Consider the following 25253-nt stretch of genomic DNA (forward strand, 5'->3'; position numbering starts at 1 on the left):
GTGTCGGGGGCCGAGTCGTGGCGGGTGGCGACGCGGACACGGGGGCCGAGGCGATCCGCGCCGGACGCGGCGAGCGAGACCAGGGCGAAGAGCGCGAGAGTCAGCGCGATGTAGAGGATGTCGAGCACGAGACCCGATACAACTCCGCTTCACGCGGGGTTTCTGCGATCCTCACGCTTTGCCTACGGGGTGCGCGGTGGATGCATGCGGGATGCTCACGGACGACGGATGCTGCGCGTCGCAGGGGCCGTGAATGTCGGGACCGCTGAGCGTGCCGACGCGTGCCGGACGTGCCACTTGTCGGGAGGTTTTGCAGAGATGCCGGCGAACGAGGGCTATTCTCCCGACATCCGGTCTTTCTCCCGACAGACGGTGCGGATTCGTGACGAGAGTGAGGCGACGGTGTCGAGAAACGGTGAGGCGCGGCGCTGGCCCGTCGTGCTCGGGGTGCTCCTCGTGCCGGCGATCATCGCCGTCATCGCAGCCGTGCTGATCCTTCCGCAATTGTGGGTGGTCGCTGTGAACGATGCCTCCGCGCGCGAGGTCGAGACGAGCCTGAGAGATCTGCCGCTGCCCGAGGACACTGAGTTCATCGATTCGCTCTCCGTCGCGGCGAAGCTCAGCGGGAACGGCAATGGGATGCAGTACCTGGGCGCGTTGCTGATCCGCAGCGACCTGTCCCTCGAAGAGCTCGAGACGTTCTATGAGTCGCAGGCCGGCGAAGAGCTCTCGATGATCGGCGTGCATCCTTCTGGAGGTCTCGATGGCCTGCACCGAACGCCGGGATTCCTCGGGCAACCGGGTGAGCCCGGCACTTTCATCGTCTCTGCATGGGGCGATGGCCCGGGGTGGTTCTTCAGCGACGCCGACCTTCGCGGTCACTGATCCTGTCGGCGGAGCATCCGTCTTCGGACACCGCACGCTTGCCCGTGCACTTCGTCGGGTGGCTCGGCCGGGAAGCCCCGGAAACGGCGGTCTTTCACCCGACAAGCGGGAATCCGCCCGACAAACCGAACGGGGAGCCGCAGGGTCAGGGTCGACGGGTGCCCACCCGGCGGCGGCGGTCGTTGCCGCCCCGCAGGTCACGGTTGAGGCGGCGGTCGCCGTGGTACAGGATGCCGGCCCAGTCCACGTGACCCGGCTCCGCCGGAGCCGCCGCGACGCCGGCATCCGCCCGCTTCTTCCTCGGCGCGCGATCCGGCACGTACAGCCAGTTCAGCAGACCCAGCCACATGTCGACGAACGAGTCACGGATGCCGATGTAGTTCCAGATCGCGTAGAACGCGAGCGAGGCGTTGATCGCGGCGAACGCGGCATTGCCCCAGTTCTGCGCCATCACGTCGCGCCACAGCGTGTACAGCGAGAACGCCACGATCAGGTACGGCACGACCACGTACAGCCCGGGCGCCGCCGTGCGGTCTCGCACCTTCGGGGTTCGCACGAACGGGATCTTCTCGCCCGTGATCGCCTGCTGGATCGACTTCAGCACCCCGGCGAGGTTCACCGGCAGCAGGATGAGGTTGAAGCCGTAGATGCGGAAGATGTCGGTGAAGCGGTGCCCGCAGTAGCGCAGGTCGCTGCCCATCGCGAGGAAGTACGGCAGCGCCGCGAGGAACACGACGGGGGAGAGCAGCCTGCTGTCGTACGGATAGGCCAGCAGGAACAGCAGCCCGAAGCTCGCCCACGCGATCGACGCCATGTAGTTGACCCGCAGCCACACCTCGCGGAACGCGACCCGCTCGCGCAGGAACCGGCGCTGCCGCAGCTGGTCGCGCAGCTTCGGCAGGATGAGCAGCCCGCCGTTGGCCCAGCGTCGACGCTGCACGACGAGAGACCCGAAGTCGGGCGGCGTCGCCGAGTAGCTGAGCCGCTCGGGATAGTTCACGAGCGTCCAGCCGTGCGCACCGATGTCGATGCTCGATTCGGTGTCCTCGATGACCGTGCGGTCCTGGATGTAGGTGGCGATCTCGAAGCCGCCGACGGTCTCGAGCTGAACGATGTCCTCGAGCGCCGGCTTGCGGATCACGGCGTTCGCGCCGACCCAGAACGTCGCCCCGAAGTAGTTCATGCCCTGGTGCAGGATGTGCTGCAGATCGGTCGTCGCACCGGCGATCCGCTCGATGCGAGTGGGGGCTCCGCGGAACGAGGAGTACGGCGTCTGCGTCACTGCGACGCGCTCGTTGCCCGGCTCCTCGAGGAAGTACACCAGCCGCAGGCAGTAGTCGCGCAGCAGTAGTGAATCGGCGTCGAGGGTGAGCAGATACGGGCTGTCGGGGATGACGATATCGGCCTCGCCCCGCGATTCCGCACGGCGCAGCAGGGTACCGGCGGCGCTCTCCTCCAGACGCCAGGCCTTGCCCATGAGCCCGATGTAGGCGTTGAGGTTCATGGCCTTGTTCGCCTCGTGCGAGAGCGAGGCGTAGCGCTTGCGCTGGAACGCGCTTGCCGAGACGGTGAAGATCCGCTCCAGACGCAGGTGCAGCTCGAGCATCCGCTCGCGATCGGGGTGCGCGCCCTGATCGAGCGCTGCGCGCAGCGCGAGCAGGCTGAGGCGCAGTTCGGATGCGAGTCCCATCAGCACCTGGTCGATGAAGAACTCGTCGACGTGGTCGTCCATCGCCTCGGTCTCGGCCATGTGCTCGAGCCATTCGGCCGCGGCCTCGTAGTCGTCGGCGAGACGCGTGAGCAGAGCGGCGCCGAGTTCGGCGTCGAGGATGCCGGCATCCGTCGCCGTCTCGAAATCGATGCGGCTCGCGGTGAACCGCTCGCGCGGCTCGCGCATGTCCTCCTCGATCTGCGTGGGGAGGGCGAGGGTGGCATCGAGGCGTCGCCGGTCGTCGTCATCCGCGGGATCGGGCTTGTCGTCGACGAGCAGCACGATGCGCAGATCGGCGAACTCCTGGAGAGCGGCCGACCACAGCGTGCCGCGCACGACCGCCGGCTCCTCGGCGTACGACGGCACGAGCACGGTCACGCCGCCGGCGTGCTCGCGGAAGTGCCGGTCGAGCTCGGCGCGCGGCACGCGCTGGTGATCGCGGAAGCGGTACAGCGCGCCCTGCCGCGCGATCAGGTACATCAGGGCCGAGAACGTGAGGAACGAGACCACCACGAGGTAGCCGATCGCCTCCATCGTGAAGCGGAAGCCGCCCGGCTGCTCGATGAACTCGCGGATGATCGTCGTGACGACGTAGATCGCCCAGAACACGATCGTCGCGACGATGCCGAGTCGACCCCACGCGATCTTGGCGACGCTCGGTCGCGGGTGCACGATCGACATCGGCTCGGATCGACGCTCCGCACCCCACTGGCGACGGCGGGTGCGCGGCTGGTCGAGCACTTCGGCCACGACGGCTCCTCTCGGCGCCGATACGGGTCCACCGGCACCGGTAGAATATCGCCCGTTCACCCCATGCTCCGACCGTCGTCGACGGGACGCCGGGCCGGGGCATGCACGGGGAGCGGAGTCATGTCGAAGCGGTTCGCGAACCGTCACGTCTCGCCGTGGCGTCTCACATTGCTGATCGAGATCATCGGCGGACTCGTGTTCGCGGGCTTCGAGGGCTGGCGATGGTTCGAGAACGCGCAGTCCGTCACGTCGAAGCCGTGGTTCGCGGGATACGTCGATGTGACCGCGACGCCCGCCTACGCGTTCGAGGCCTCGAAGGAGGCGAGCGGCGAGAACGTCGTGCTGTCGTTCGTCGTCGCCGACCCCGACGAGGCCTGCACGCCGTCGTGGGGAGCGGCGTACAGCCTGACGGACGCCGAGACGGAGCTCGATCTCGACCGTCGGCTCGCGCGTCTCGTGCAGCAGGGCGGCGAGGCGATGGTCTCGTTCGGCGGCCAGGCGAACGACGAGCTCGCCGTGACCTGCGCCGATGACGAGCGTCTGCTCGACGCCTACCGCTCGGTGGTCGACCGCTACGACATCGACGCGATCGACCTCGACATCGAGGGCGACGCCCTGTCGGATGCCGCGGCGAACGAGCGGCGTGCCCGGGCGATCGCCGCGCTGCAGGCCGAGCGCACGGCATCCGGTCGACCGATCGCGGTCTGGCTGACCCTGCCCGTGGCTCCCACCGGGCTCACCGAGCAGGGCACCGACATCATCACGACCATGCTCGAAACGGGCGTCGAGCTGACCGGGGTGAACGTGATGACGATGAACTTCGGATCATCGCTCGATGACGGCGTCTCGATGGGCGCGGCATCCGTCTCGGCGCTGGAGGGCACGCAGCGTCAGCTCGGAGTGCTCTACCAACAGCAGGGCACCGACCTCACCGAAGCGACGCTGTGGAACAAGGTCGGGGTCACCCCGATGATCGGCCAGAACGACGTGCGCGACGAGGTCTTCGGCTTCGACGATGCCGAAGTCGTGAACGCGTTCGTGCAGGAGCACACTCTGGGCCGTGCCTCGATGTGGTCGCTCAACCGCGATGTGACCTGCGGTGCGAACGTGGTCGCTGTGCGCGAGGTCTCGGACTCGTGCAGCGGCATCGCGCAGGGTGACGAGCGGTTCGCCGAGGTGCTGGGGGCCGGCCTCGACGGCAGTCCGCTGTCGGGCGCGGGTGTGCCGACGACGTCCGAGCCGGTTCCGCTCGTGACCGACGACCCGGCGACCAGCCCGTACGCCATCTGGTCGGAGGACGCGTCGTACCGCGCCGAGACCCGGGTCGTCTGGCACGGCAACGTGTACGAGGCGAAGTGGTGGACGAAGGGCGATCTGCCCGACAACCCCGTGCTGCAGGAGTTCGAGACCCCGTGGCGCCTGATCGGCCCGGTGCTGCCGGGCGAGACCCCCGTGCCGGTGCCGACCGTGCCGGCGGGCACGTACCCCGACTGGTCGGGAGACGAGACCTACGACCGCGGGCAGCGCGTGCTGTTCGACGGCCTGCCCTACGAGGCGAAGTGGTGGACGCGCGGCGACAGCCCGCAGGCGTCGGAGACCGAGCCGGACTCCTCGCCCTGGCTCGCGCTGGATGCCGAGGACGTGCTCGCGGGGGAGTAGCCGGGGGGACACATTTGTCGGGTGATTTTACGAATGTCGGTCCAGAAAGCGTGTTCTCGCCCGACATTCGTAAAAGTCCCCGACAAAGTGCTCGACGGATGCCGGAACCGGGGCCCTCCGGTGAGCTCAGGGACCCAGCCGCGTGGTCGCTGAGCCCGCGGAAACATCGCTCATACCCGCCGCATCTCCGCAGCCAGCCGCGGGTTCGACGCGTCGAAGGCACGGGTGATGTCATCGCGCACCTCGCCGGTCTTGTTCTGACTCAGCTTCGCGCGGGCCTCGAACCTGTCGACGCCCATCCTCAGCCCGACCGTCCCCCTGGCGGCGCGCCGGGTGCCGGCCTCGTCCTCGCTGAGGCTGCGACCGTGCGCGCGATGCTGCTCGAAGTGGTCGGTGAGCCGCGACAGCATCGCGTAGTTCTCCTCCTCGCTCAGGATCTCCGGCGTGCCGTACAGGTGCGCGGTGACGTGATTCCAGGTGGGCACGAGCTCGCCCGGCGCGTACAGACTCGGCGAGACGTAGTCGTGCGGGCCCTGGATGATGACGAGGATCTCGTGCGCCCCCAGCTCGTGCAGCTGCTCGTCGGGGCGGCCGAAGTGGCTCGCGATGACGATGCCGTCGGCGTCCTCGTCGAGGAGCACCGGATAGTGCGAGGCGACGAGCCCTGTCGAGGCGGGGGAGACGAACGTCGCCCACGGGTTCTGCCGGATCAGGCGAGTGACCTCGGACGGGTCGGTCATCAGATAACGGGGCGTGTGGCGCATCGGTACTCCTCGGGGTGGATGGGTGGATGGCTTGTCGGGGTGGATGGGGGACCGGGGACGGCTCAGCGACGCAGCCGGCTGCGTACCGCGAGCCCGGCGAACACGATGACCGCGAGGCCGCCGGCGGCGGTGGTCCAGCTGATCGGCTCGTGCAGGAGAAGCGCCGCCCAGGCGATCGTGAGCACCGGCTGCACGAGCTGGATCTGGCTCACCTGCGCCATCGGGCCGATCGCGAGGCCGCGGTACCAGGCGAAGAATCCGAGGAACATGCTCACCGCGGCGAGATAGGCGAAGGCCAGCCACTGCCCAGCGGTCGCCGACGGTGGTTCGACGACGACGGATGCCGCCGTGAGCACGAGCATCACGGGGAAGGCGACGATCAGCGCCCACGAGATCGTCTGCCAGGCCCCGAACTCGCGCGCCAGCATCCCGCCCTCGGCGTAGCCGACGGCCGCGGCGATCACCGCGCCGAACAACATCAGGTCCGTCCAGTGGAGCCCGATCGACCCGCCCTGCATCGCAGCGAAGGCGACGGCCGCCGCCGCGCCGAGCACAGCGAAGATCCAGAACGCCCGCGACGGCCGTTCGCCGGTGCGCAGCACGACGACCACCGCGGTGGTGGCGGGGAGCAGGCCGATCACGACGGCGCTGTGGCCGGCGGGGGCTGTCGTCAGTGCGAACGAGGTGAGCAGAGGAAAGCCCGCGACGACGCCGGCCGCGACGACGGCGAGGCGGCCGACCTGGCGGCGCGTCGGACGCCGCTGTCGGGTGGCGATCAGCGCGATGGCCGCGAGCGCGGCGGCCACGACCGCGCGTCCGGCGCCGATGAAGAGCGGAGACAGCCCCTCGACCGCGATGCGGGTCAACGGCACCGTGAACGAGAACGCGACGATGCCGACCAGGCCCCAGGCGAGTCCGGAGCGAGTGGATAGCGGCTTCGCGAAAGTGAGAGTAGCGCTACTATGTTGACTCATGAATCAGGATAGCACTGCGCGGATCGTCGCCGGGCTCACGACGTGGATCGCCGCAGCGCCGCCGGGTGCCAGGGTGCCGTCGACGCGGACGATCAGCGCACAGTACGGTGCGAGCCCGGTCACGGTACAGAAGGCGATGCGCCGTCTCGGCGCCCTCGGTCTGGTCGAGTCGCGTCCGGGCGTCGGCACCTTCGTGCGGGCAGTGCGCAGCATCCGTCCCGCCGATCACGGTTGGCAGGCGTCCGCGCTGGGAGCGCCGCCGAACCGCACGTCGGCGCTCTCGTCGACGCAGCGCGCGGTGTCTCCCGACGCGATCGGGCTGCACTCGGGCTATCCGGCGGTCGAGCTGCTGCCGGAACGCCTCATCCGGCAGGCGCTGGCGCGTGCGGCGCGAACGGATGCGGCGGTCACGAGGGCTCCGGCGGCGGGGCTGCCCGACCTGCAGGCGTGGTTCGCTGCAGAGCTCGCGGCAGCGGCGCCGGCCGGGGTGACATCGGCGACCGCACGCGACACCCTGGTCATCGCCGGCAGCCAGAGCGGCCTGAGCTCGATCTTCCGCGCGGTGGTCGGTCCCGGCAGACCGCTGCTGATCGAATCGCCGACGTACTGGGGTGCGATGCTCGCCGCCGAACAGGCGGGAGTGGTGCTCGTGCCGGTGGCGTCGGGTTCGCAGGGGCCGGATCCCGACGATGTGGAGCGCGCGTTCGCCGAGAGCGGGGCTCGCGCGTTCTACGCGCAGCCGAACTTCGCGAACCCGACCGGTGGTCAGTGGCCGCAGGCGACCTCGCAGGCCGTGCTCGAGACCGTGCGTCGGCACGGGGCGTTCCTCATCGAGGACGACTGGGCGCACGACCTCGGGATCGACGCGGACTCACAGCCGATCGCCCCGTTCGACGACGACGGCCATGTGATCTATCTGCGTTCGCTGACCAAGAGCGTCTCGCCGGCGCTGCGGGTCGCAGCGCTCGTGGCGCGAGGCCCGGCGCGCGAGCGCATCCTGGGCGACCGGGCCGCCGAGTCGATGTACGTCAGCGGCCTGCTGCAGGCGGCCGCCCTCGACGTGGTGACCCAGCCGGGGTGGCGCACGCATCTCCGGGCGGTTCGGGAACAGCTGCGTGCCCGACGGGATCTGCTGCTCGCCGCGGTCGAGGAGCATGCTCCTCAGGCGTTCATCGGTGGCCGCCCGCGCGGTGGTCTGAACCTCTGGGCGCGGCTGCCGGAGGGCACCGACGTCGCGCGCGTCGTGCGTGATTGCGAGTCGCGCGGAGTGATCGTCGCACCCGGCACCGAGTGGTTCCCCGCCGAGCCATCAGGACCGTTCGTGCGGCTCAACTACGCGAGCGCCGACCCGTCGCGGTTCACCGAGGCCGCCGGCATCCTGGGCGGGGTGCTCGGCGAGTCATGACTCTGAGTCCGGGCCCTTCGGCAGGCTCAAGGACCCAGTCCGGGAGACCCGAACCGATGGGTCACTCCGCGGGCGGCCCCTCCGGACGGTGCGCGCGACGACCCGACACCACGACAGGGCGACCGGCGCGCTCCTGACCGGGCAGCGGACGGGAGCGGCGACCGTAGATGAGCTCCGACGAGTCGAGCAGCCACGGCACCAGCGTGATCGTCACGCCGTGCACGAGCATGAGCTGGTTGGCGATGCGCCGCGAGCGACGGTTGTGCAGGAACGTCTCCCACCAGTGCCCCACGATGTACTGCGGCAGGTAGACCGTCACGACCGATGAGCCGTGCTTCTCGCGGTACTTCTTGATGAACTGCGTGATCGGCTGCGCGAACGAGCGGTACGGCGACTCGACGATCATCAGCGGGATCGGCATGAGGTGGTCGGCCCAGTCCTTCTGCAGCTGAGCGGTCTCCTCAGGCGACACCGACACGTGGACGGCCAGCGTCTTGCCGTGCTTCGCGGCGACCGCGTAGTCGATGGCCTTGACCACCGGCTTCTGCAGACGGTTCACGAGTACGATCGCCACGTCCCCGGACGCTCCGAACTTCGTCGTGTCGTCGATCGCGATCTCGTGCTCGACATCGCGGTAATACCGCTTGACCCCCATCATGAGGAACGCGAGCACGGGGATCGCGAAGAACACCAGGTAGGCGCCGTGCGTGAACTTGGTGATGGTCACGATCACGAGCACCAGCACGGTGAGGGTCGCGCCCGCGGAGTTGATGATCAGCCCGACCCTCGCGGATCGGCGATCGGATGCTGAGGCGCCATCGATCCCTGATCCCGCCGTCTCCTCTGCCGGACCGCGCAGCACCCGGCGCCAGTGCCGTACCATGCCGATCTGGCCGAGCGAGAACGACACGAACACGCCGATGATGTACAGCTGGATCAGCGTCGTGAGCCGGGCCTGGAACACCACGAGCACGATGATCGCCGCGATGCCCAGCACGATCATGCCGTTCGAGAACACGAGACGGTCGCCGCGGGTGTTCAGCGACTTCGGGGCGTAGCCGTCGCGCGCCAGCACCGAGCCCAGCAGCGGGAAGCCGTTGAACGCCGTGTTCGCGGCCAGGAGCAGCACGCAGGCCGTCGCCGCCTGCACGATGAAGAACAGGATGCTGCCGCCTCCGAACGTCGCCGAGGCGATCTGCGCCATCAGGCTGGGCTGCGGGTTCGAGCAGTCGAAGCCGACCAGGTCGCAGGGGTTCTCGGCGTAATGGACTCCCGAGATCAGGGCGAGCGCGGTGAGGCCGGCGAACAGGCATGCAGCGATCGACCCCATCAGCACCAGCGTGGTCTGCGCGTTGCGGATCTTCGGCGTGCGGAAGGCGGGCACGCCGTTCGACACGGCCTCGACTCCCGTCAGTGCGGAGCATCCGCTCGAGAACGCCCGCAGGATCAGCAGGATCACGGCGGCCTGGCTCAGGTTCTCGGCGTGCACCGAGAACTCGGCGCTCTCTGCGATCGGGGCGTCGCCGAGTGCGGTGCGCACGAGACCGGTCACGATCATGAAGCCCACGGACCCGATGAACAGGTAGGTCGGGATCGCGAACACCAGCGACGCCTCGCGCACTCCGCGCAGGTTCACGATGATGATGAGGATCACGAAGCCGACCGCGAGCTCGACGCGCAGCGGGTCGAGACCGGGCACGGCCGAGATGATGTTGTCGACGCCGGATGCCACCGACACCGCGACCGTGAGCACGTAGTCGACCAGAAGAGCGGCCGCGACGACGACGCCGGGGATCTCGCCGAGGTTCTTCGACGCGACCTCGTAGTCGCCGCCTCCGGAGGGGTATGCCTTGATGAGCTGTCGGTAGCTCAGCACGACCACGATGAGCAGCACGACGACCGCTGCTGCGACGAGCGGGGTGAAGGAGAGGAAGGTCAGACCGCCGATGAGCAGGATCATCACGAGCTCTTGCGGCGCGTAGGCGACGGAGCTCAGCGCATCGGACGCGAAGATCGGCAGCGCCATCTTCTTGGGCAGCAGCTGATCGTCGACCTGCTCGCTCGTCAGCGGGTCGCCGATGAGGATGCGCTTGGCGAGCGGGGGAGCGTCCGTGTTCTCGCGGGTTTCATCTGACACGTCCCGCGACACTACGCCCGCTCGCGCCATCCTCACAAGATCCTCACGGAATCCCTACGGCCGGGTGAGGGTTCCTCACGGAATCCTCACGTCCCGTCAGGTCTCATCCGTGCGGTGCGGGCGGGGCATGTACCACTCGGTGAAGGCGGTCGCCCTGCCGTCGGCGGCCAGGCGGACGATCCAGAGATTCAGGTAGTCGCGCTCTGCGGGATACGTCGTGCGGCCCTCGATCGCGATGAACTCGGCATCCTCGCGGACGATCCACCAGTCGAACGACCAGGTCCCCGGGGTGTCGAGGTCCTCGAGCCAGCCGTCGACGATCGCCTCGCGCCCGACCCTCGGATCGGCATCCGGGCTGGTCAGATAGATGGCGTCGTCGGTGAAGAGCGCGCCGATGCGCGCCGGGTCGTTGGTGCGCCACGCCTGGATGTACGCCTGGGTCCACTTCTCGCCGGGTGTCGTCATGGCGTCCGTTCTAGACCGCGTGTCCGAACCGGTCAAGCCCCGCTCTCATCGATGACGCACAGCCATTCCCGATCACGTTCGCGTAACGTCGGAGCCATGACCACGGTTTCCGTCGATGAGAGCGCGATCAGCGAGGCGAAGGAGCTCCGCGATCAGTTCCAGCGCTTCCTCCGCGAATACGAGTTCGGCATGCGCGAGGTCGAGACGAAGATCTCGATCCTGCGCGACGAGTTCACGCACGACCACGCGTACAACCCGATCGAGCACGTGAAGAGCCGGGTGAAGTCGCCGGACAGCATCGTCGAGAAGATCGCGCGCAAGGGCATCGACGAGCCCGACTTCGACCGCATCCGCGAGGAGATCACCGACATCGCGGGCGTTCGCGTCACCTGCAGCTTCGTCGCCGACGTCTACCGACTGTTCGATCTGCTGACCGCGCAGGACGACATCACCGTGCGGATCGTCAAGGACTACATCAAGAACCCCAAGCCGAACGGATACAAGAGCCTGCACGCGATCATCGAGGTTCCGGTGTTCCTGTCGACCGGCGCCCTGTCGGTGCCGGTCGAGGTGCAGTTCCGCACGATAGCGATGGACTTCTGGGCGAGCCTCGAGCACAAGATCTACTACAAGTTCTCGAACCAGGTGCCCTCGCACCTGGTCGACAGCCTGACCGATGCGGCCGAGGCCGCCGCCGAGCTCGACAGCCGCATGGAGCGCCTGCACCGGGAGGCGCACGGAGTGCCGAAGAGGCAGCTCGCGCCTCCGCCTCCGCCCGTCGTGGTCTAGCCGGCGGGGTCCGGTCGTTGAGCGACACTTCGACTCGCTGGCGCTCGCTCAGTGCGGGTCTCCGGGAGACGGAACGCGCGCCGGCCGACCGACTCAGCCGAGGAACTCCCGCGCGGCCGCCGACATCGCCGTGACCCCGACCTCGAGAGTCGGGTGGATCTCGGGGGCGTAGTACGGCGAGTGGTTGGTGGGGATGTCCTCGGCCTGCCGTCCCGCTGCAGCCGCCTCGGCGAAGCGCACCGGGTCGGCACCGCCGAAGAACCAGAACACCAGGGGCGCTCCGGCGTCGCGGGCGAACCACGACACGTCCTCACTGCCGGTGAACATGCCGGGGTCGATGACCGACGTCTCCCCGAGCACCCGCTGCAGCGCCGAGGTCACCCGCGCCGTGGCCTCCGCATCGTTGACGGTCGGAGGGAGCCGGTGATCCGTGCGGATCTCGGGTTCGCGCTCGGCGCCCGATGCCGTCGCCTCGGCGCGGACGATGCGCTCCACGCTCGCGAGCACCTTCTCCCGGGTCTCGTCGTCGGGGTAGCGCAGGCTGAGCTCGAGCTTCGCCTCGGCGGGGATGATGTTGTTCTTGAGTCCGGCATGGATCGAGCCGACGGTCACGACGGCGACGCCCTGCGGATCGATCTCGCGCGAGGCGATGGTCTGCAGGCGCATGACGGTGGCCGCGGCCATCACGACCGGGTCGATCGTCGCGTGCGGGCGCGATCCGTGGCCGCCCCGCCCGTGCAGGGTGACGGTGAGGCCGTCGGATGCCGCCATCTGCGTGCCGCTGCGCACGCCGATGATCCCTGCGGGAAGCGGGGTGACGTGCTGGCCGAGCACCACATCGGGCTTCGGCGCGAGGTCGAGAAGGCCGTCGTCGAGCATCGCCCTGGCTCCGGCGCCGTACTCCTCGGCGGGCTGGATGAGCACGACGAGCGTGCCCGCCCACTCCGCACGCTCGGAAACGAGCTTCTCGACCGCACCGATCATCGCGGTCACGTGCATGTCGTGGCCGCAGGCGTGCATGACCGGCACCTTCGTGCCCGCCGGGTCGATCCCGGTGGCGGTGCTCGCGTAGGCGAGTCCGGTCTGCTCCTCGACGGGCAGCGCGTCCATGTCGGCGCGCACCCAGACGACAGGGCCGTCGCCGTTGCGCAGGATGCCGACCACGCCGGTGACTCCGACGCCCTCGCGCACCTCGAGTCCGAGATCGCGCAGATGGCCGGCGGCGATCGCCGCGGTGCGCGTCTCCTGGAACGACAGCTCCGGATGCTGGTGCAGGTCGATGTACAGCGCTTCGAGGTCGATCGTCATGGCCCCGAGCCTAGCCCGGTGGGTCGCTGAGCTTGTCGAGGCGTCCTGGCCGGCCCATTCGACAAGCTCAGGGACCCAAGACATCGGTAGGTTCAGGGCTCGCAGCGGGGACCTTTCGGCACGCTCGGGACCCGGACTGACGGCATCCGGATGACGTCAGGTGACCCCGCATTACACCGACGGCCCTCTCTCCTCGCGGGTGTCCTAGCGTGAGGATATGACTGCAGAGCCCCGCGTATACGTGATCCACGAGAACGCCGAATGGTTCCCGCCGTTCGCCGCCGCGTTCGAGGCCGAGGGCGTTCCCGCCCAGGAATGGCTGCTCACCGAGGGGTCGATCGACCTCAACGCCGAACCGCCGGCCGGCGTGTTCTGGTCGCGCCTCAGCGCTTCGGCGCACACGCGCGATCACGCGCACTCGAAGGAGTACGGCCGTGCTGTGCTGCGCTGGCTCGAGGCCGCGGGGCGCACGGTCGTCAACGGCAGCTCCGTGCTCGAGCTCGAGGTCAGCAAGGCTGCACAGCATGCGGCGCTGCAGCGTGCGGGGATCGACGTGGCCCGCACGATCGCCGTGTTCGGCACCGACGCGCTCAAGGAGCGCGCTCGTGAGTTCACCGCGCCGTTCATCAGCAAGCACAACCAGGGCGGCAAGGGTCTCGGCGTGCGCCGCCACGATAGCCACGAGGAGTTCGACGCCTGGGTCGACGGCCCCGAGTTCGAGCCCTCGCCCGACGGCATCACCCTGCTGCAGGAGAACCTCTTCGCCGCGGCGCCGTTCGTCACCCGCGTCGAGTTCGCCGGCGGCGAGTTCGTCTACGCCGTGCGCGTCGACACGAGCGCCGGCAGCTTCGAGCTCTGCCCGGCCGAGGCCTGCGCGCTGCCCGGAGCCGACGGCGTCGAGCCCGAGCCGCTGTTCCGCATCCGCGAGGAGATCACGGCGCAGCATCCGCTGGTCCAGCAGTACCGCGCGTTCCTGAAGGACGCCGGGATCGAGATCGCCGGCATCGAGTTCATCGAGACGGTCGACGGACGCTTCGTCACCTATGACGTGAACACGAACACGAACTACAACCCCGATGTCGAGGCCGGAGCCGAGGTCTCGGGTCCCCGCACCATCGCGCAGCACCTCGGCGGGCTGCTTGCCCGTGAAGCCGAGCCCGTGGCGGTCTGACCGCGCACGTCAGACGGAAGGAGGGCCTCGGGAACATCGGTTCCCGAGGCCCTCCTTCGTCTGTCGCGAGCGAAGGGTGAGAACGTCGGGCGCGTTTCGTCTCGCGGAGACCCGCACTGAGCGAGCGCCAGCGAGTCGAAGTGTCGCTCAGCGACCGGGGGTGCGTTTCGTCTCGCTCCGCTCGCTCAACGACCGTGGGGGCTCGACGATCGGGGAGCGAGCGGCAGACGTGACCTACCGCCCGCTCCCGGCTATCACGCCCTCCTTGACGTAGCGCTGTGCGGCGAGCACCAGTACCAGTGCGGGAAGGCTGGCCACGAGGGACGCTCCCATGGTCGCCGCCCAGGTGTTCATGTTGGAGTTGGCCAGCGAGTAGATCAGCACGGTCACGGGGTACATGTCGCGCTGGGTCACGAGCGTGAGCCCGAAGAGCAGGTCGCCCCAGGCGAACAGGAACGTGAAGACGCCCGCGGTGATGATCGCGTTCCGCGACAGCGGCACGACGATGCGCCAGAGCGACCCGATCGGGCCGAGTCCGTCGAGCGTCGAGGCCTCGATCACCTCGGTGTCGAGCCGGAGCATGAACGACCGCAGCAGGATGATGGCGAAGGGGATGCCGGCTGTGGCGTTCGCCAGGATCAGACCGATGTAGCTGTTGAGCGCGCCCCAGGTGTTGAACATCGCGTAGAACGAGTTCGCCAGCACGATGCTGGGGATCATCTGCGCGAGCAGCAGGATGATGAGTCCCAGGCTCACGGCCCGCGAGCGCAGCCGGCTCAGCGAGTACGCGGCGGGCACGGCGACGATGAGCGTCAGCAGCACCGACCCGATCGCGGTGATGATGCTCACGCGGAGTCCGTCGAGCCCCCCGTCGGCGAAGGCCTGCTCGTAGCCGCCGAGCGACGGCGCCGGCGGGATCCATGCGGTGTCCGTCGAGTTCGCCTCGGGCTGGAGGGACGCCGACAGCATCCAGTACACGGGGAAGAGGTAGACGATGAGGATCGCGACGGTGAGCGCGGTCCAGAACCAGCCGCGCGAGCGGCGTGCGGGGGTGGGACTCATCGCTCGGCACGCTCCTGACGGGCCGACAGCCACGTGTAGACCACCGCGAAGCCGAGGCTGATGACGAGCAGCAACATCCCGTAGGCGCCGGCGTGCCCGAACTCGAACAGCTGGAACGCCGATCGGTACGAGAGCACGCCGAGGGTCATGGTGCTGTTCGCCGGGCCGCCCTGGGTGAGGGCGAGCACGAGGTCGACGATGAGCAGGTTGTAGACCACGCTCATGACCACGAGCACCGAGATCACCGGCCAGATGCTGGGGATGATGATGTGCCACAGACGCTTGCCCGCACCGGCTCCGTCGAGTTCGGCGGCCTCGAGGTGCTCGACCGGCACCTGCTTGAGAGCGGCGGCGAGGATCGTCGACCAGTAGGGCAGGCTCGCCCACACGGCGACGATGATGACGCAGGCGAGGGCGGTCGTCGGATCGGCGAGCCAGGCGTTGGTCGGCAGACCGAGGGTGCGGAAGATGTCGTTGATCGCGCCGTCGCCGGCGAGCAGCGACTTCCAGATGGTGGCGACGACGACGGCGGGCAGCAGCCACGGGATGAGGATCAGCGCGGGCAGCCAGCGGCTGCCGGGGAAGCGACGGGTGAACAGCAGCGCGAGTCCGAGACCGATGATCAGCTCGGAGCTCACCGCGACGACCGTGATGACGAGGGTGTTGACGACGGCGATGCCGGTGGCGTCGGCGGCGAAGATGTCGGCGAAGTTCTGGAAGCCGACGAACGGGGCCTCGCCGGTGATGAAGGTCCCGGTGGTGAAGTCGGTCGTGCTCATGAACACGCCGTACCCCAGCGGGAAGAGGAAGAAGACGGCGAAGAACAGGATGGCGGGGACGAGGAACGCCCACAGCTCGAGGTTCCGTCGTCGCACCAGGGTCAGGCCGAAGCGGCCGGAGACGGGTGTCTCCGGCCGCTTCGGCGCCGTCGCGACTGCGGTCATCAGCCCTGCGCGGCCTTGGACAGCGCCTCCTCGGCGCTCACTCCGTTGACGGTCGCGTTCTGCAGCGCGTCGACGTACTGCGCCTGCAGCGAGTTCCACTCGGTGCCCAGCTCGGCCGGGTTGAAGGCGTTCTCGACCGGGGCGACGAACGCCTCGGCGGCCGGGACCTGCTCGACGAAGGCATCCTGCGCCGAGGTGAGAGCCGGCACATAGCCGCCCTGCACGGCGGTGTCGACCTGGTTCTCCTCAGAGGCGCGGCACTCGATCAGCGCGGCAGCGGCCTGCTCGCGCTTCTTGTCGCTCTGAACCGGCACGGTGTAGGCGTAGCCGAGGAGGCCGACGCTCGCCTTGTCGGCGCTGGTGGCTGCGGGCACGGAGAACGTGCCGTAGTCGAAGTCGATGCTCGAGTCGACGAGGTTCCACGGGCCCGAGACCACGATGGCCGCCTTGCCCGATGTCCACTGGTCGGTGACGTCCCAGCCCCAGTTGACGAACTCCTTCGAGAGGCTGCCGTCGGCGACGAGGGTCTTGTACAGGTCGACCGCCGCCACGGCGCCGTCGCTGGTGAGGTCGGCCGGGTCGCCGCCCGCGCTCAGCAGGAAGGGCAGGAAGTACGACGAGGTCGAGCCGTCGCCGGCGATGCCGGAGAGCGCGATGCCGTAGTGGTCGGCGGTCGTGGTGGCCTTGGCTGCCGCGATCAGTTCGTCGAACGTGGTCGGCAGCTCGGTGATGCCCGCTTCTTCGAAGTAGGCCTTGTTGTAGAAGACCGAGTAGTCCTCGACCTGCACCGGCAGACCGTACTGCGTGCCGTCATAGGCGCCGAGGTCGGCGACCGAGTCGGCGAGGCCGTCGGTGCTGAGACCGAGCTCCTCGACGTCGGCGAGCACGCCCTGCGCGGCCAGGGTCGGCAGCTGGGTGTCGGTGCTGACCAGGGCGATGTCGGGCAGCGACTTCGAGCTCGCGGCCTGCAGCAGGCTGGTGCTGTAGTCGTTCGAGATGGTCTGCGCGTCGATCGTGATGCCGAGGTCGGCCGCGCACTTCTCGAAGTACTCCTTCTGCAGCGTCTGGTACGGGTCGAAGTCGATGCTGCTCCACGCCGTGAGCTCGAGGCCGTCGAAGTCGGTGTCGTCGCCGGAGGTGCTGGCCGGGGTGCTGGAGCCGGCGCAGCCGGTGAAGAGGACGACGGTCGCGAGTCCGGCGGCAGCCGACAGCGCGACGCGTGCAGTGCGCGTGCGAGTGATGCTCATGAGAGGGCGGGTCCTTAGCTCGACCGGGGGTGCCGATCGTCGGGAGAAGGGACGGCGGGATGCCGTGGCACGAGTCTCGTGCACGCGTGTGTCGGTCATGTGACGGGCGGAAACACGACGACACACGGGGTGAAACACAGCGAAATGTTCGGACGCACGGGGTCACGTCCCCCTGCCGGGGACCCGGTGTGCCCGGCAGCGATGATGGATCAGAAGTGCGTCGCGGATGCCGTCGCTGGAGGCGCTTTTGATCCACCATGTCCTGATAGCGGACGGTGCCCGGTCCCTGAGCGACACGGCGCGAGACGAAGGGCGCCCTCGGGCGGAGTCAGCGCCGCCGCGCCCCCGCGGGGTGGTCGGCACCGAGACGATCCGCGCCGTCGGTGCGCAGGCGCGACCGCAGCGTTCCCGTCGGCCGCGGGCCCCCGAACAGCCCCCGCTCGGCCAGCCTCGGCGCGAGCAGCTCGGTGAAGTCGTCGAGCGTCCCTGGCGACACGAACTGGTGCAGCAGGAAGCCGTCGACCCCCGACTCGTCCACGAAGGCCTCGATGTTCGCGGCGACCTCGTCAGGAGTCCCGATGAACCGGTCATCGGCGAAGGCCGTCACCGAGGCGAAGCGACGCCGCACGTCTCCGGCGGTGAGCGGTGGAGCATCCGCACTCGTCTCCTTCGTCTGCGTGTGCGTCGTGGTCTGCTTCGCGATCGGCTCGTCGTCGGAGTAACGGCTGAAGTCGATGCCGCTCCAGCCGGCGTACGCCGCGAGCTGAGCATCCGCGTTGTAGTGCGACTGATACCCGTCGAGCTTCTCCTGCACCTCGACGCGGGTACGCGCGAGCACCGGATTCATGCCCACGACCGCACGGATCTGCTCGGGGTCGCGCCCGAGCTCGGCCGCGCGGGCACGGATGCCGGCCAGACCCGCGCGGATCGCCTGCGGGTCCGAGTCGCCGACGAAGATCAGCTCGGCGTGCCGGGCGGCGAACTCCCGACCCCGCGGCGACCACCCCGCCTGGATCAAGTACGGCGTGCGCTGCGGCGACGGGATGCTCAGGTGCGGGCCGGCCACCCGGAGGTGCTCGCCCTCGTGGTCGATCCGGTGCACCTTCGCCGGGTCCGCGAAGAGTGGACGCGTGCGGCTGCCGACGAACGCGTCGTCGTCCCAGCTGCGCTCCCACAGGTCGTAGACGACCTCGAGGAACTCGTCTGCTCGGTCGTAGCGGCTGTCGTGAGCGAGCACATCGAGGCCGAAGTTCGCGGCGGCGCCCGGCAGATACGAGGTGACGATGTTCCACGCGATGCGACCGTCGGTGAGATGGTCGAGCGTGCTGAAGCGCCGGGCGTGCGCGAACGGATGCTCGTACGTCGTCGACACGGTCGCACCGAACGCGATGCGCTCTGTCACGGCGGCGAGCGCGGGAATGTGCAGCAGCGGGTCGTGCGCCGGCAGCTCGACGCCCCACTCCACCGCGGTCGCGGCCCCGCCGCGATAGGTGTCGTACATGCCGAGCACGTCGCCGAAGAAGAACAGGTCGAAGCCCGCCTCCTCGGCGCGGCGCCCGAGGTCGAGCCAGTACCGCAGAGAGGTCGCGCCGAGCCGCTCGTCGGCGGGGTGCGTCCACAGGCTCACGGCTCCCGAGCCGTTGCCGACGCAGGCCTGCTCGTAGAGTCCGAAGAAGAGCGGATGCCGTTCGCTCATGCTGCTGCTCCGTTCACGGCCGGCGCGGTCCACAGCGCGCGTCCGTCGACGATGGTCGTGAGCGCGGCCGGTGCGCTCTCGACCACCTCGGCCAGCGCATCGTCCGGAGCCACGGATGCCGTGTCGAACACGGCGATGTCGGCCCGGGATCCGATCGTGAGGGCACCGGTGGGCGTGGGGCCGTCGGCCAGCCCCAGAGCGCGGGCCCCTCCGGCCGTCGCCGCATGCAGCAGGCGAGCGTGGAGGTCGGCATCCGTGTATCCCTGCGCGATCGCGAGCCGGTGCAGTTCGGCGACGTCGTCGAGCACTCGCAGCGACGGCGACGACGACAGCGAGTCGGTGCCGACGCCGATCGGGTTGCGTTCGCGCAGATACGCGGCGATGGGCGGCGCATCGAGTCCGATCACCTCGTTCGAGCGGGGGCACAGTGCGACCGAGACGCCGCGGGCGCGCAGCAGCGCGCGATCGTCGGCGTCGACGTAGATGCCGTGTGCGAGGTGCGAGTGCGGGGTCAGCACGCCGACCGTGTCGAGATAGGGGACCACGCCGTGACCCGAGCCGCCGCCCGCGAGCAGCTGCATGTCGGAATGGCCGAGCCCGCGCCAGCGCTCGGCCAATGGTCCGGTGCCGAAGCGGGCGAACTCGTCTTCGGAAGCCGACTCCGCCGCGTGGATGTGCAGGCGCAGGCCGTGCTGCTCGGCGAGCCGCTGCAGCTCGCGGAAGACGTCGGTATCGAGTGAATAGATCGCGTGGGGTGAGAGACCGGTCACTGGTGGCGAGGGCAGCGCCTCGAGCTGGGCGAGCACTCGCTGCGGACCCTCCTGCTGCCAGGCGGAGCGCTTCCATCCGAAGACCTCCCAGAAGACGACGCCGTGCAGGCCGGCGTCGTGCACGGCATGGCCGGCCTCGGGATCCGTGACGATCTCGGCGACCGCAGTGGTGCCCGACTCGATCGACTGCCGCACGCCCTCTGCTGCGGAGGCCGCCCAGTCGTGCTCGACGCGGTAGCCCTTCTCGAACGCGAGCGCCCAGGTCTCGAAGCTGGGGTACGAACCACGGCCGACCTCGGCCATGTCGGTGTACTGCAGATGTGTGTGGGCGTTCACGAGCCCTGGTGCGAGTGTGCCGTCCCACTCGTGGCGTTCCACGACGGCGTCGCCGAGATCGGCCGAGACGGCGTCGTGCGTGCCGACGGCGATGATGCGTCCGTCCTGCACGGCGACCGCGCCGTCGGCGATCGGCGGAGACGCGACGGGAAGCACCGTACGGGCACGGTGGAGGGTGATGCGGCTCATGCGGTTCTCTCGGGTCGGAGTGTTCGGTGTGAAGGATTTACCCGGGTAAATCGGGAGCGGATGCCGTGCCGGCGGCGATGTCGCGCGGACGCCATGAGCTCAGGTAGGCGAGTTGAGCCGTGGAGACGGCATCCGTCCCGCCGCCGAACGCGCCCAGCGCGAGGGCGGCGACGCGATCGTCGGCCTCGCGCGGCAGGACATGGACGGCCGGCGTGAGCGTGCCGCGGGCAGCGAGCAGGTGATCGACGGCCGAGAGCTGCACCCCGAACGACAGATCCATGACCTGGATGGGGTTGCCTTCGGCAGCGCTCACGTTGATGCAGTGGCCGTCGTCGAGCACGCGGATGCTGCGGCCGTTCGGCAGCCGCAGCGTCGAGAGTGCGCCGGCGCGGAAGGTCTCGACGGCGCCGGCCTCGAGCGCCGCGAGCAGCGAGATCTCCTGGAACGCCCCGCCGCCGACCGCGACAGCTGCGCCGTCGGGAAGGCGCTCGAGTTGCTCGACCGCGACGGTGTGCGCGATGCCGGTCGTCGAGATGAGCACGTCGGCGTGCGCGGCGGCATCCGACAGCGGCTCGACCGCGTACCCGGCGAACGCGGCCTGCAGGGCTGCGACGGGATCCACTTCGCTGACCGTGACGCGGGCGCCAAGAGCGGACGCGTGCCGTGCGACCCCGCTGCCGACCCGGCCGTAGCCGGCGACCACGACGTCGGTGCCGGCCCAGGGCTCGTCGAGCAGGTCGGCGACGGCGAGGACGACCGACTGGCCGGTGCCGTGCGCGTTGTCGAACAGCGACTTCGTGCGGGCATCGTTCGCGGCGACGATCGGGATGCGCAGGGCGCCCTCGCGCTCCATCGTGCGCAGCGGACGGACGCCGCTGGTGGTCTGCTCTGTGGCCCCCGCCATGCCGGCCAGGATGCCGGGCCGCTCGGTGTGCGCGAGGCGGATGGTCGCCGCACCGTCGTCGATGATGACCTCGGGGCGGTGGTCGAGCAGCGACAGCACGTTGGCTCGGTCTTCGGCATCGGAGGCGCCGCGGTGCGCGTAGGTCGGGATGCCGGCGTGCACGAGGGCGGCGGCGACCGCGTCATCGGTGTCGCGGCCGACGCAGCTCACCGAGACCTCGGCGCCGGCCTCGGCGAGCAGCAGCGCGACCGTGGCGGTCTTCGGCTCGAGCACGTCGGACACGGCGATGCGGATGCCGCGCACCCGACCGGTGCTCGTCAGCTCCGCCGCGAGAGCTGTCGTCGCGGGCATGAACTCGCGCGCCCAGGCGATGCGATCGGCCCCCTCGCGCCACAGCGACGGATCGGCGATGCGGCCGCTCATGCGAGAACCAGTTCTGCGAGGACGGTGTCGGCCTCATCGGCGTCTTTCGTGCCGGCGCGGAGGATCGACAGGGCGACCAGGGCATCGGCGATGCGGGTGGGGCGATCGGATGCTCCGCCGCCGGCCTCGTAGACGCCCGGGGCCTCGACGTGCCAGGCGCGCTCACCGGTCTTCGTGACGAAGGGCCGCACGGCCTTCGCAGGGTCGCCTGTCTGCGCGGGGTCGAGCGTCTGCGCGGGGTCGAGCGAGGCGTCGATGAAGACCCCGGATGCCGGGGCGTGCTCCGGTCCCTGAGCGAGGAGCGGAGCGACGAGATGAAGGGCGCTCTGCTCGCCGGTCGTGATCACCAGATCGGTATGCGGCCAGGGCGCGACGACCGTGCGCACGCCGGAGAGGTGCGCGCGGAGCCGCGCGACGGGATCGTCGATCCCCCGCACAACCCGCGTGCCCCCACGGCTCAGGATCGCTGCGATCACCTCGGCCACCGGTCCGTCGCCGATCACGAGCGCGCTCGCCGCGGGCAGCACGAGGTTCGTCCGCCGGGCGAGCGCCCGCACGATCTGCTCGGCCCTGGCGTGGGCGTGCAGCGCGGCGAAGGCGGGGAGGTCACGCGGATCCTCTGCCTCGTCGTCGCTGACGATCGTCACACCGAACGCGCTGCGCACAGCCTCGGCGACGGCATCCGGAAGCGCGGGGAACCGCCAGGCGATGCCCAGGCCTGCCTGCGCCGAGCCGACCCGCGCCGCGGCGGCAGTGGCCAGGGGGAAGACGCTCGCGCGTGCGGCATCCGTCGCCGGGGTGCTCGATCGGGTTGCGGTCACGGAGGTGACGCTATCCGTCTCCCGAAGCGCGGTGCCGGTCTGTGACCTCGCGTGACGCGCGGACGAGCGCGACGCGCGCGCGGTGTTCTAGCGTCGGCACAATGAGCCACGAATCCGTTCCGCACGAGATCCTCGACCCGGTCTACGACTGGACCGACTTCGGATTCGACACGCGTCAGGTGCACGCCGGCGAGTTCGAGGAGCCGGCCTACGGATCCCGCGTCGCCCCGATCTACCTGAGCGCGGCGTTCCGCTTCGACTCGTTCGAGGAGAGCACGAGACGCTTCGGCGGCGAGGACGACGGGCAGATCTACTCCCGCAATCTGAACCCGACCAACGAGGTCGCCGAGCGTCGCATCGCCGCGCTCGAGGGCGGCGTCGGCGCGATCGTCGTCTCCTCGGGACAGGCTGCGATCAGCGCGGCCATCCTGTCGATCGTCGGGAACGGCGACCGCTTCGTCTCGACCTCCAGCATCTACAGCGGCACGCGCATCCTGTTCGGGCGCTCGTTCGCCCGCTTCGGCGTCGGAGTCGACTACGTGCAGGACCCGACCGACGAGGCGCAGTGGGAGGCGGCGATCGGCCCCGACACCAAGGCGATCTTCACCGAGACGATCCCGAACCCGAAGAACGACGTCGTCGACATCGCCACGGTCGCGCGGGTCGCCGAGCGCCACGGCATCCCGCTCATCGTCGACAACACGATCGGCACGCCCTACCTCGTTCGTCCTCTCGAGCAGGGCGCGCACATCGTCGTGCACTCCGGCACCAAGTTCCTCACCGGTCACGGTGCCGCGATCTCGGGCATCGTCGTCGACGGCGGCACGTTCGACTGGGCGGGGTCGCCGCGCTCCTACGCCGGCATCACTGAGCCGCCCGCGCCGGGCGCGAAGAGCGTGCTCGAGACGTGGGGACGCCGCGCCTACGAGCAGTTCCTCCGCGGCGGGATCGTGAACGACCTCGGTCCCGCGCTCTCGCCGCTGCACGCGTTCCTGCTGCAGCAGGGCATCGAGACGCTGTCGCTGCGCATGGAGCGCCACGTGTCGAACTCGCGGGCGATCGCCGAGTTCCTGTCGACGCATCCGGCCGTCGAGTACGTCGACTATGCCGGACTCCCCGGCCACCCGCAGCACGAGATCGCGCAGCGCACGCTCGACGGACGTTCGGGATCGGTGTTCGCCGTGACCGTCAAGGGCGGCCGCGCCGGAGCCGAGATCTTCATCGACAGCCTGCGGGTGTTCAGCCGCATGACCAACATCGGCGACGTGCGCTCGATGGTGCTGCATCCGGCGACGACGACGCATCTGTCGTTCACCCCCGAGCTGCGCGCCGAGCTCGGCATCGACGAAGGCCTCGTGCGGCTGTCGGTCGGCATCGAGACCGTCGCCGACCTGATCGCCGACCTCGACAGCGCGCTCGCCGCGGTGAGCGCTCACCTCGAGGGGACACGATGAGCTCGCGTACCCAGTGGAGGGGCGTCGCCACCCGCGAGGAGAACTCGCACTGGCGGTCCGTGGCTCGCGCCGTCGCCGAGGAGCTCGCGGTCGACGTGCTCGAGCGTGAGCGCGCGGGCACCGTGCCGCGCGCAGAGGCGGCACTGCTGAAGCGTTCGGGTCTCACGACACTGCTCGATCCGGCGGAGCTCGGCGGGGGCGGAGGACACTGGTCGTCGGCGTTGATCGCCGTACGGGAGATCGCGCGGACGGATGCCGGCATCGCCCAGCTCCTCGGCTATCACTACGCGAACTCCGCCAATGTGGCGTTCGTCGCCTCGGGGGAGGCCCGGGACGCCTGGTACCGCCGCAGCATCGAGAACTCATGGCTGTGGGGCGACTCGGTGAATCCGGTCGATCCGTCGCTCACGCTGAGCCCCGATGGCGACGGGTACGTGCTCTCGGGCACGAAGCGCTTCTCGACGGGATCGTCGGTGGGCGATGTGATCCTCGTGAACGCGGTCGTCTCGTCGGGTGCAGATGAGGGGCGCTTCGCGTTCCTCGTGCTCGAGGCCGGGCATCCGGGCGTCGAGGTGCAGGACGACTGGGACTTCCTCGGACAGCGGCTGTCGGCCAGTAACACGGTGCGGTTCGCGGATGTGCGGGTCGGGCCGGAGCATCTGCTGGGCTTCGGGACCGACGAGTGGTTCCAGGCCCTGTTGACACCGGCCGTGCAGCTCATGTTCGGCAACCTCTATCTCGGGATCGCGCAGGGCGCGCTCGAGCAGGCCCGCTCGCTGACGAACGCGCGTCCGAACGCGTGGTTCCTCAGCGCGGCCGACCGGTACCGCGAGGATCCGTTCGTGCAGCGACTGTACGGCGAGCTCGTCGCGCGGACCGCTGCCGTCGAGGCGCTGGCCGACCGGGTCAACGAGGAGTACGACGCCGTCGTGGCGCGTGGCACCGAGGTCGATGAGCGGGCGCGCGGCGACATCGCCATCAGGGTCGCCCAGCTCAAGGTCGTCTCCAGCGACGTCGCCACCGATGTCAGCCACCGGGTATTCGAGGCCACGGGGTCGAGCTCGACCGCATCGAAGGTGGGGCTGGATGCGCACTGGCGCAACGTGCGCACGCACTCGCTGCACGACCCGGTCGACTACAAGAAGCTCGAGGTCGGGGCTGACTTCCTGCTCGGCATCCGTCAGCCGCTTTCGCTGTACACCTGAGAGCCGCCCGCGGGGCGTGCCACTGCAGGGGCCGGCGCGACTCCGGCTTCTCGTGTGGCTCCGGCGCGGTGTCTTGTGCCGCTCCGGCTTCTCGTGTGGTTCCGGCGCGGTGTCTCGTGCCACTTCGGGGGCCGACACGCCAGAAGCTGGCCGTTGGGGCGCTTTCGGGCCTGAATGTGGCGTG

At 69.4% G+C, this 25253-nt stretch carries 20 protein-coding genes; 7 read left to right on the top strand and 13 right to left on the bottom strand.

The features are described from left to right. The first annotated feature begins 402 nt into the window (after positions 1–402). The gene (locus ACI3KS_RS01055; RefSeq protein ID WP_404914307.1) at positions 403–885 is read left to right on the top strand and encodes a hypothetical protein; all 483 of its coding nucleotides are present in this window, start codon (positions 403–405) and stop codon (positions 883–885) included. A 145-nt stretch (positions 886–1030) separates the two neighbouring features. Here the strand turns inward: ACI3KS_RS01055 and ACI3KS_RS01060 are convergent, their stop codons facing one another. Continuing rightward, positions 1031–3277 (bottom strand): glycosyltransferase family 2 protein, encoded by a 2247-nt coding sequence (locus tag ACI3KS_RS01060; RefSeq protein WP_404914589.1) that lies wholly within the window; start codon positions 3275–3277, stop codon positions 1031–1033. Positions 3278–3466: 189 nt separating this feature from the next. Here ACI3KS_RS01060 and ACI3KS_RS01065 point away from each other — a divergent pair, with 189 nt between their 5' ends. Then, a complete protein-coding gene (locus ACI3KS_RS01065; protein ID WP_404914309.1) occupies positions 3467–5005 on the top strand; it encodes a chitinase in 1539 nt (512 codons plus the stop codon). A 170-nt stretch (positions 5006–5175) separates the two neighbouring features. Here the strand turns inward: ACI3KS_RS01065 and ACI3KS_RS01070 are convergent, their stop codons facing one another. Further along, positions 5176–5769, bottom strand: coding sequence for an FMN-binding negative transcriptional regulator (locus ACI3KS_RS01070; RefSeq protein ID WP_404914311.1), 594 nt, complete (start codon positions 5767–5769; stop codon positions 5176–5178). 62 nt (positions 5770–5831) lie between these two features. Continuing rightward, positions 5832–6743, bottom strand: a complete 912-nt coding sequence (locus ACI3KS_RS01075; RefSeq protein WP_404914313.1) for a DMT family transporter — start codon at positions 6741–6743, stop codon at positions 5832–5834. On the opposite strand from ACI3KS_RS01075, the gene ACI3KS_RS01080 reads away from it, so the two are divergent. After that, the gene (locus ACI3KS_RS01080; protein ID WP_404914315.1) at positions 6742–8148 is read left to right on the top strand and encodes a PLP-dependent aminotransferase family protein; all 1407 of its coding nucleotides are present in this window, start codon (positions 6742–6744) and stop codon (positions 8146–8148) included. The two genes, ACI3KS_RS01075 and ACI3KS_RS01080, sit on opposite strands and share 2 nt — an antisense overlap. Before the next feature lie 61 nt (positions 8149–8209). Here the strand turns inward: ACI3KS_RS01080 and ACI3KS_RS01085 are convergent, their stop codons facing one another. Together ACI3KS_RS01085 and ACI3KS_RS01090 are read right to left on the bottom strand one after the other, a co-directional pair. Beyond that, positions 8210–10315 carry an APC family permease gene (locus ACI3KS_RS01085; RefSeq protein ID WP_404914317.1) on the bottom strand — a complete coding sequence of 702 codons (2106 nt, stop codon included), beginning with the start codon at positions 10313–10315 and terminating at the stop codon, positions 8210–8212. 66 nt (positions 10316–10381) lie between these two features. Then, a complete protein-coding gene (locus ACI3KS_RS01090; RefSeq protein ID WP_404914319.1) occupies positions 10382–10750 on the bottom strand; it encodes a nuclear transport factor 2 family protein in 369 nt (122 codons plus the stop codon). Positions 10751–10846: 96 nt separating this feature from the next. Between ACI3KS_RS01090 and ACI3KS_RS01095 the strand changes: the two genes are divergently transcribed. Continuing rightward, positions 10847–11539, top strand: a complete 693-nt coding sequence (locus tag ACI3KS_RS01095) for a GTP pyrophosphokinase family protein (protein ID WP_404914321.1) — start codon at positions 10847–10849, stop codon at positions 11537–11539. 93 nt (positions 11540–11632) lie between these two features. Here the strand turns inward: ACI3KS_RS01095 and ACI3KS_RS01100 are convergent, their stop codons facing one another. Next, entirely contained in the window at positions 11633–12847 is a 1215-nt protein-coding gene (locus ACI3KS_RS01100; RefSeq protein ID WP_404914323.1) for an amidohydrolase, read from the bottom strand. 217 nt (positions 12848–13064) lie between these two features. Between ACI3KS_RS01100 and ACI3KS_RS01105 the strand changes: the two genes are divergently transcribed. Beyond that, a complete protein-coding gene (locus ACI3KS_RS01105) occupies positions 13065–14018 on the top strand; it encodes a RimK family alpha-L-glutamate ligase (RefSeq protein ID WP_404914325.1) in 954 nt (317 codons plus the stop codon). A gap of 234 nt (positions 14019–14252) precedes the next feature. On the opposite strand, the gene ACI3KS_RS01110 is transcribed toward ACI3KS_RS01105, so the two are convergent. The 7 genes from ACI3KS_RS01110 to ACI3KS_RS01140 all read right to left on the bottom strand — a co-directional run bounded on the left by ACI3KS_RS01110 (position 14253) and on the right by ACI3KS_RS01140 (position 22410). After that, positions 14253–15080, bottom strand: a complete 828-nt coding sequence (locus tag ACI3KS_RS01110; protein ID WP_404914327.1) for a carbohydrate ABC transporter permease — start codon at positions 15078–15080, stop codon at positions 14253–14255. Beyond that, positions 15077–16024 (bottom strand): carbohydrate ABC transporter permease, encoded by a 948-nt coding sequence (locus ACI3KS_RS01115; RefSeq protein ID WP_404914329.1) that lies wholly within the window; start codon positions 16022–16024, stop codon positions 15077–15079. The genes ACI3KS_RS01110 and ACI3KS_RS01115 overlap by 4 nt, the downstream gene beginning before the upstream one ends. Beyond that, the gene (locus tag ACI3KS_RS01120) at positions 16024–17271 is read right to left on the bottom strand and encodes an extracellular solute-binding protein (RefSeq protein WP_404914331.1); all 1248 of its coding nucleotides are present in this window, start codon (positions 17269–17271) and stop codon (positions 16024–16026) included. The genes ACI3KS_RS01115 and ACI3KS_RS01120 overlap by 1 nt, the downstream gene beginning before the upstream one ends. 328 nt (positions 17272–17599) lie before the next feature. Further along, on the bottom strand, positions 17600–18967 hold the full coding sequence (locus ACI3KS_RS01125; RefSeq protein WP_404914333.1) for an NtaA/DmoA family FMN-dependent monooxygenase: 1368 nt from the start codon (positions 18965–18967) through the stop codon (positions 17600–17602). Next, the gene (locus ACI3KS_RS01130) at positions 18964–20262 is read right to left on the bottom strand and encodes an amidohydrolase family protein (protein ID WP_404914335.1); all 1299 of its coding nucleotides are present in this window, start codon (positions 20260–20262) and stop codon (positions 18964–18966) included. The genes ACI3KS_RS01125 and ACI3KS_RS01130 overlap by 4 nt, the downstream gene beginning before the upstream one ends. A 37-nt stretch (positions 20263–20299) precedes the next feature. Further along, on the bottom strand, positions 20300–21589 hold the full coding sequence (locus ACI3KS_RS01135; protein ID WP_404914337.1) for an adenosylhomocysteinase: 1290 nt from the start codon (positions 21587–21589) through the stop codon (positions 20300–20302). Beyond that, positions 21586–22410 (bottom strand): hypothetical protein, encoded by an 825-nt coding sequence (locus ACI3KS_RS01140; RefSeq protein ID WP_404914339.1) that lies wholly within the window; start codon positions 22408–22410, stop codon positions 21586–21588. The genes ACI3KS_RS01135 and ACI3KS_RS01140 overlap by 4 nt, the downstream gene beginning before the upstream one ends. A gap of 101 nt (positions 22411–22511) precedes the next feature. On the opposite strand from ACI3KS_RS01140, the gene ACI3KS_RS01145 reads away from it, so the two are divergent. Together ACI3KS_RS01145 and ACI3KS_RS01150 are read left to right on the top strand one after the other, a co-directional pair. Beyond that, positions 22512–23864, top strand: coding sequence for an O-acetylhomoserine aminocarboxypropyltransferase/cysteine synthase family protein (locus tag ACI3KS_RS01145; protein WP_404914341.1), 1353 nt, complete (start codon positions 22512–22514; stop codon positions 23862–23864). Further along, complete coding sequence (locus tag ACI3KS_RS01150) at positions 23861–25069, top strand: acyl-CoA dehydrogenase family protein (protein ID WP_404914343.1); 1209 nt, start codon at positions 23861–23863, stop codon at positions 25067–25069. Before ACI3KS_RS01145 ends, ACI3KS_RS01150 begins: the two co-directional genes overlap by 4 nt. The last annotated feature ends 184 nt before the right edge of the window (positions 25070–25253 follow it).

Origin of the sequence: Microbacterium sp. ZW T5_45 (genome assembly GCF_044987415.1) — a bacterium.
GTDB lineage: Bacteria > Actinomycetota > Actinomycetes > Actinomycetales > Microbacteriaceae > Microbacterium.

What these genes read in the sequence shown, in the direction of transcription:
- ACI3KS_RS01110 (WP_404914327.1), bottom strand. Translation starts at nt 15,080, where the DNA reads ATGAGTCCCACCCCCGCACGCCGCTCGCGCGGCTGGTTCTGGACCGCG.
- ACI3KS_RS01100 (WP_404914323.1), bottom strand. Translation starts at nt 12,847, where the DNA reads ATGACGATCGACCTCGAAGCGCTGTACATCGACCTGCACCAGCATCCG.
- ACI3KS_RS01085 (WP_404914317.1), bottom strand. Translation starts at nt 10,315, where the DNA reads ATGGCGCGAGCGGGCGTAGTGTCGCGGGACGTGTCAGATGAAACCCGC.
- ACI3KS_RS01105 (WP_404914325.1), top strand. Translation starts at nt 13,065, where the DNA reads ATGACTGCAGAGCCCCGCGTATACGTGATCCACGAGAACGCCGAATGG.
- ACI3KS_RS01130 (WP_404914335.1), bottom strand. Translation starts at nt 20,262, where the DNA reads ATGAGCCGCATCACCCTCCACCGTGCCCGTACGGTGCTTCCCGTCGCG.
- ACI3KS_RS01065 (WP_404914309.1), top strand. Translation starts at nt 3,467, where the DNA reads ATGTCGAAGCGGTTCGCGAACCGTCACGTCTCGCCGTGGCGTCTCACA.
- ACI3KS_RS01145 (WP_404914341.1), top strand. Translation starts at nt 22,512, where the DNA reads ATGAGCCACGAATCCGTTCCGCACGAGATCCTCGACCCGGTCTACGAC.
- ACI3KS_RS01075 (WP_404914313.1), bottom strand. Translation starts at nt 6,743, where the DNA reads ATGAGTCAACATAGTAGCGCTACTCTCACTTTCGCGAAGCCGCTATCC.
- ACI3KS_RS01135 (WP_404914337.1), bottom strand. Translation starts at nt 21,589, where the DNA reads ATGAGCGGCCGCATCGCCGATCCGTCGCTGTGGCGCGAGGGGGCCGAT.
- ACI3KS_RS01150 (WP_404914343.1), top strand. Translation starts at nt 23,861, where the DNA reads ATGAGCTCGCGTACCCAGTGGAGGGGCGTCGCCACCCGCGAGGAGAAC.
- ACI3KS_RS01090 (WP_404914319.1), bottom strand. Translation starts at nt 10,750, where the DNA reads ATGACGACACCCGGCGAGAAGTGGACCCAGGCGTACATCCAGGCGTGG.
- ACI3KS_RS01060 (WP_404914589.1), bottom strand. Translation starts at nt 3,277, where the DNA reads ATGTCGATCGTGCACCCGCGACCGAGCGTCGCCAAGATCGCGTGGGGT.
- ACI3KS_RS01070 (WP_404914311.1), bottom strand. Translation starts at nt 5,769, where the DNA reads ATGCGCCACACGCCCCGTTATCTGATGACCGACCCGTCCGAGGTCACT.
- ACI3KS_RS01120 (WP_404914331.1), bottom strand. Translation starts at nt 17,271, where the DNA reads ATGAGCATCACTCGCACGCGCACTGCACGCGTCGCGCTGTCGGCTGCC.
- ACI3KS_RS01115 (WP_404914329.1), bottom strand. Translation starts at nt 16,024, where the DNA reads ATGACCGCAGTCGCGACGGCGCCGAAGCGGCCGGAGACACCCGTCTCC.
- ACI3KS_RS01080 (WP_404914315.1), top strand. Translation starts at nt 6,742, where the DNA reads ATGAATCAGGATAGCACTGCGCGGATCGTCGCCGGGCTCACGACGTGG.
- ACI3KS_RS01095 (WP_404914321.1), top strand. Translation starts at nt 10,847, where the DNA reads ATGACCACGGTTTCCGTCGATGAGAGCGCGATCAGCGAGGCGAAGGAG.
- ACI3KS_RS01125 (WP_404914333.1), bottom strand. Translation starts at nt 18,967, where the DNA reads ATGAGCGAACGGCATCCGCTCTTCTTCGGACTCTACGAGCAGGCCTGC.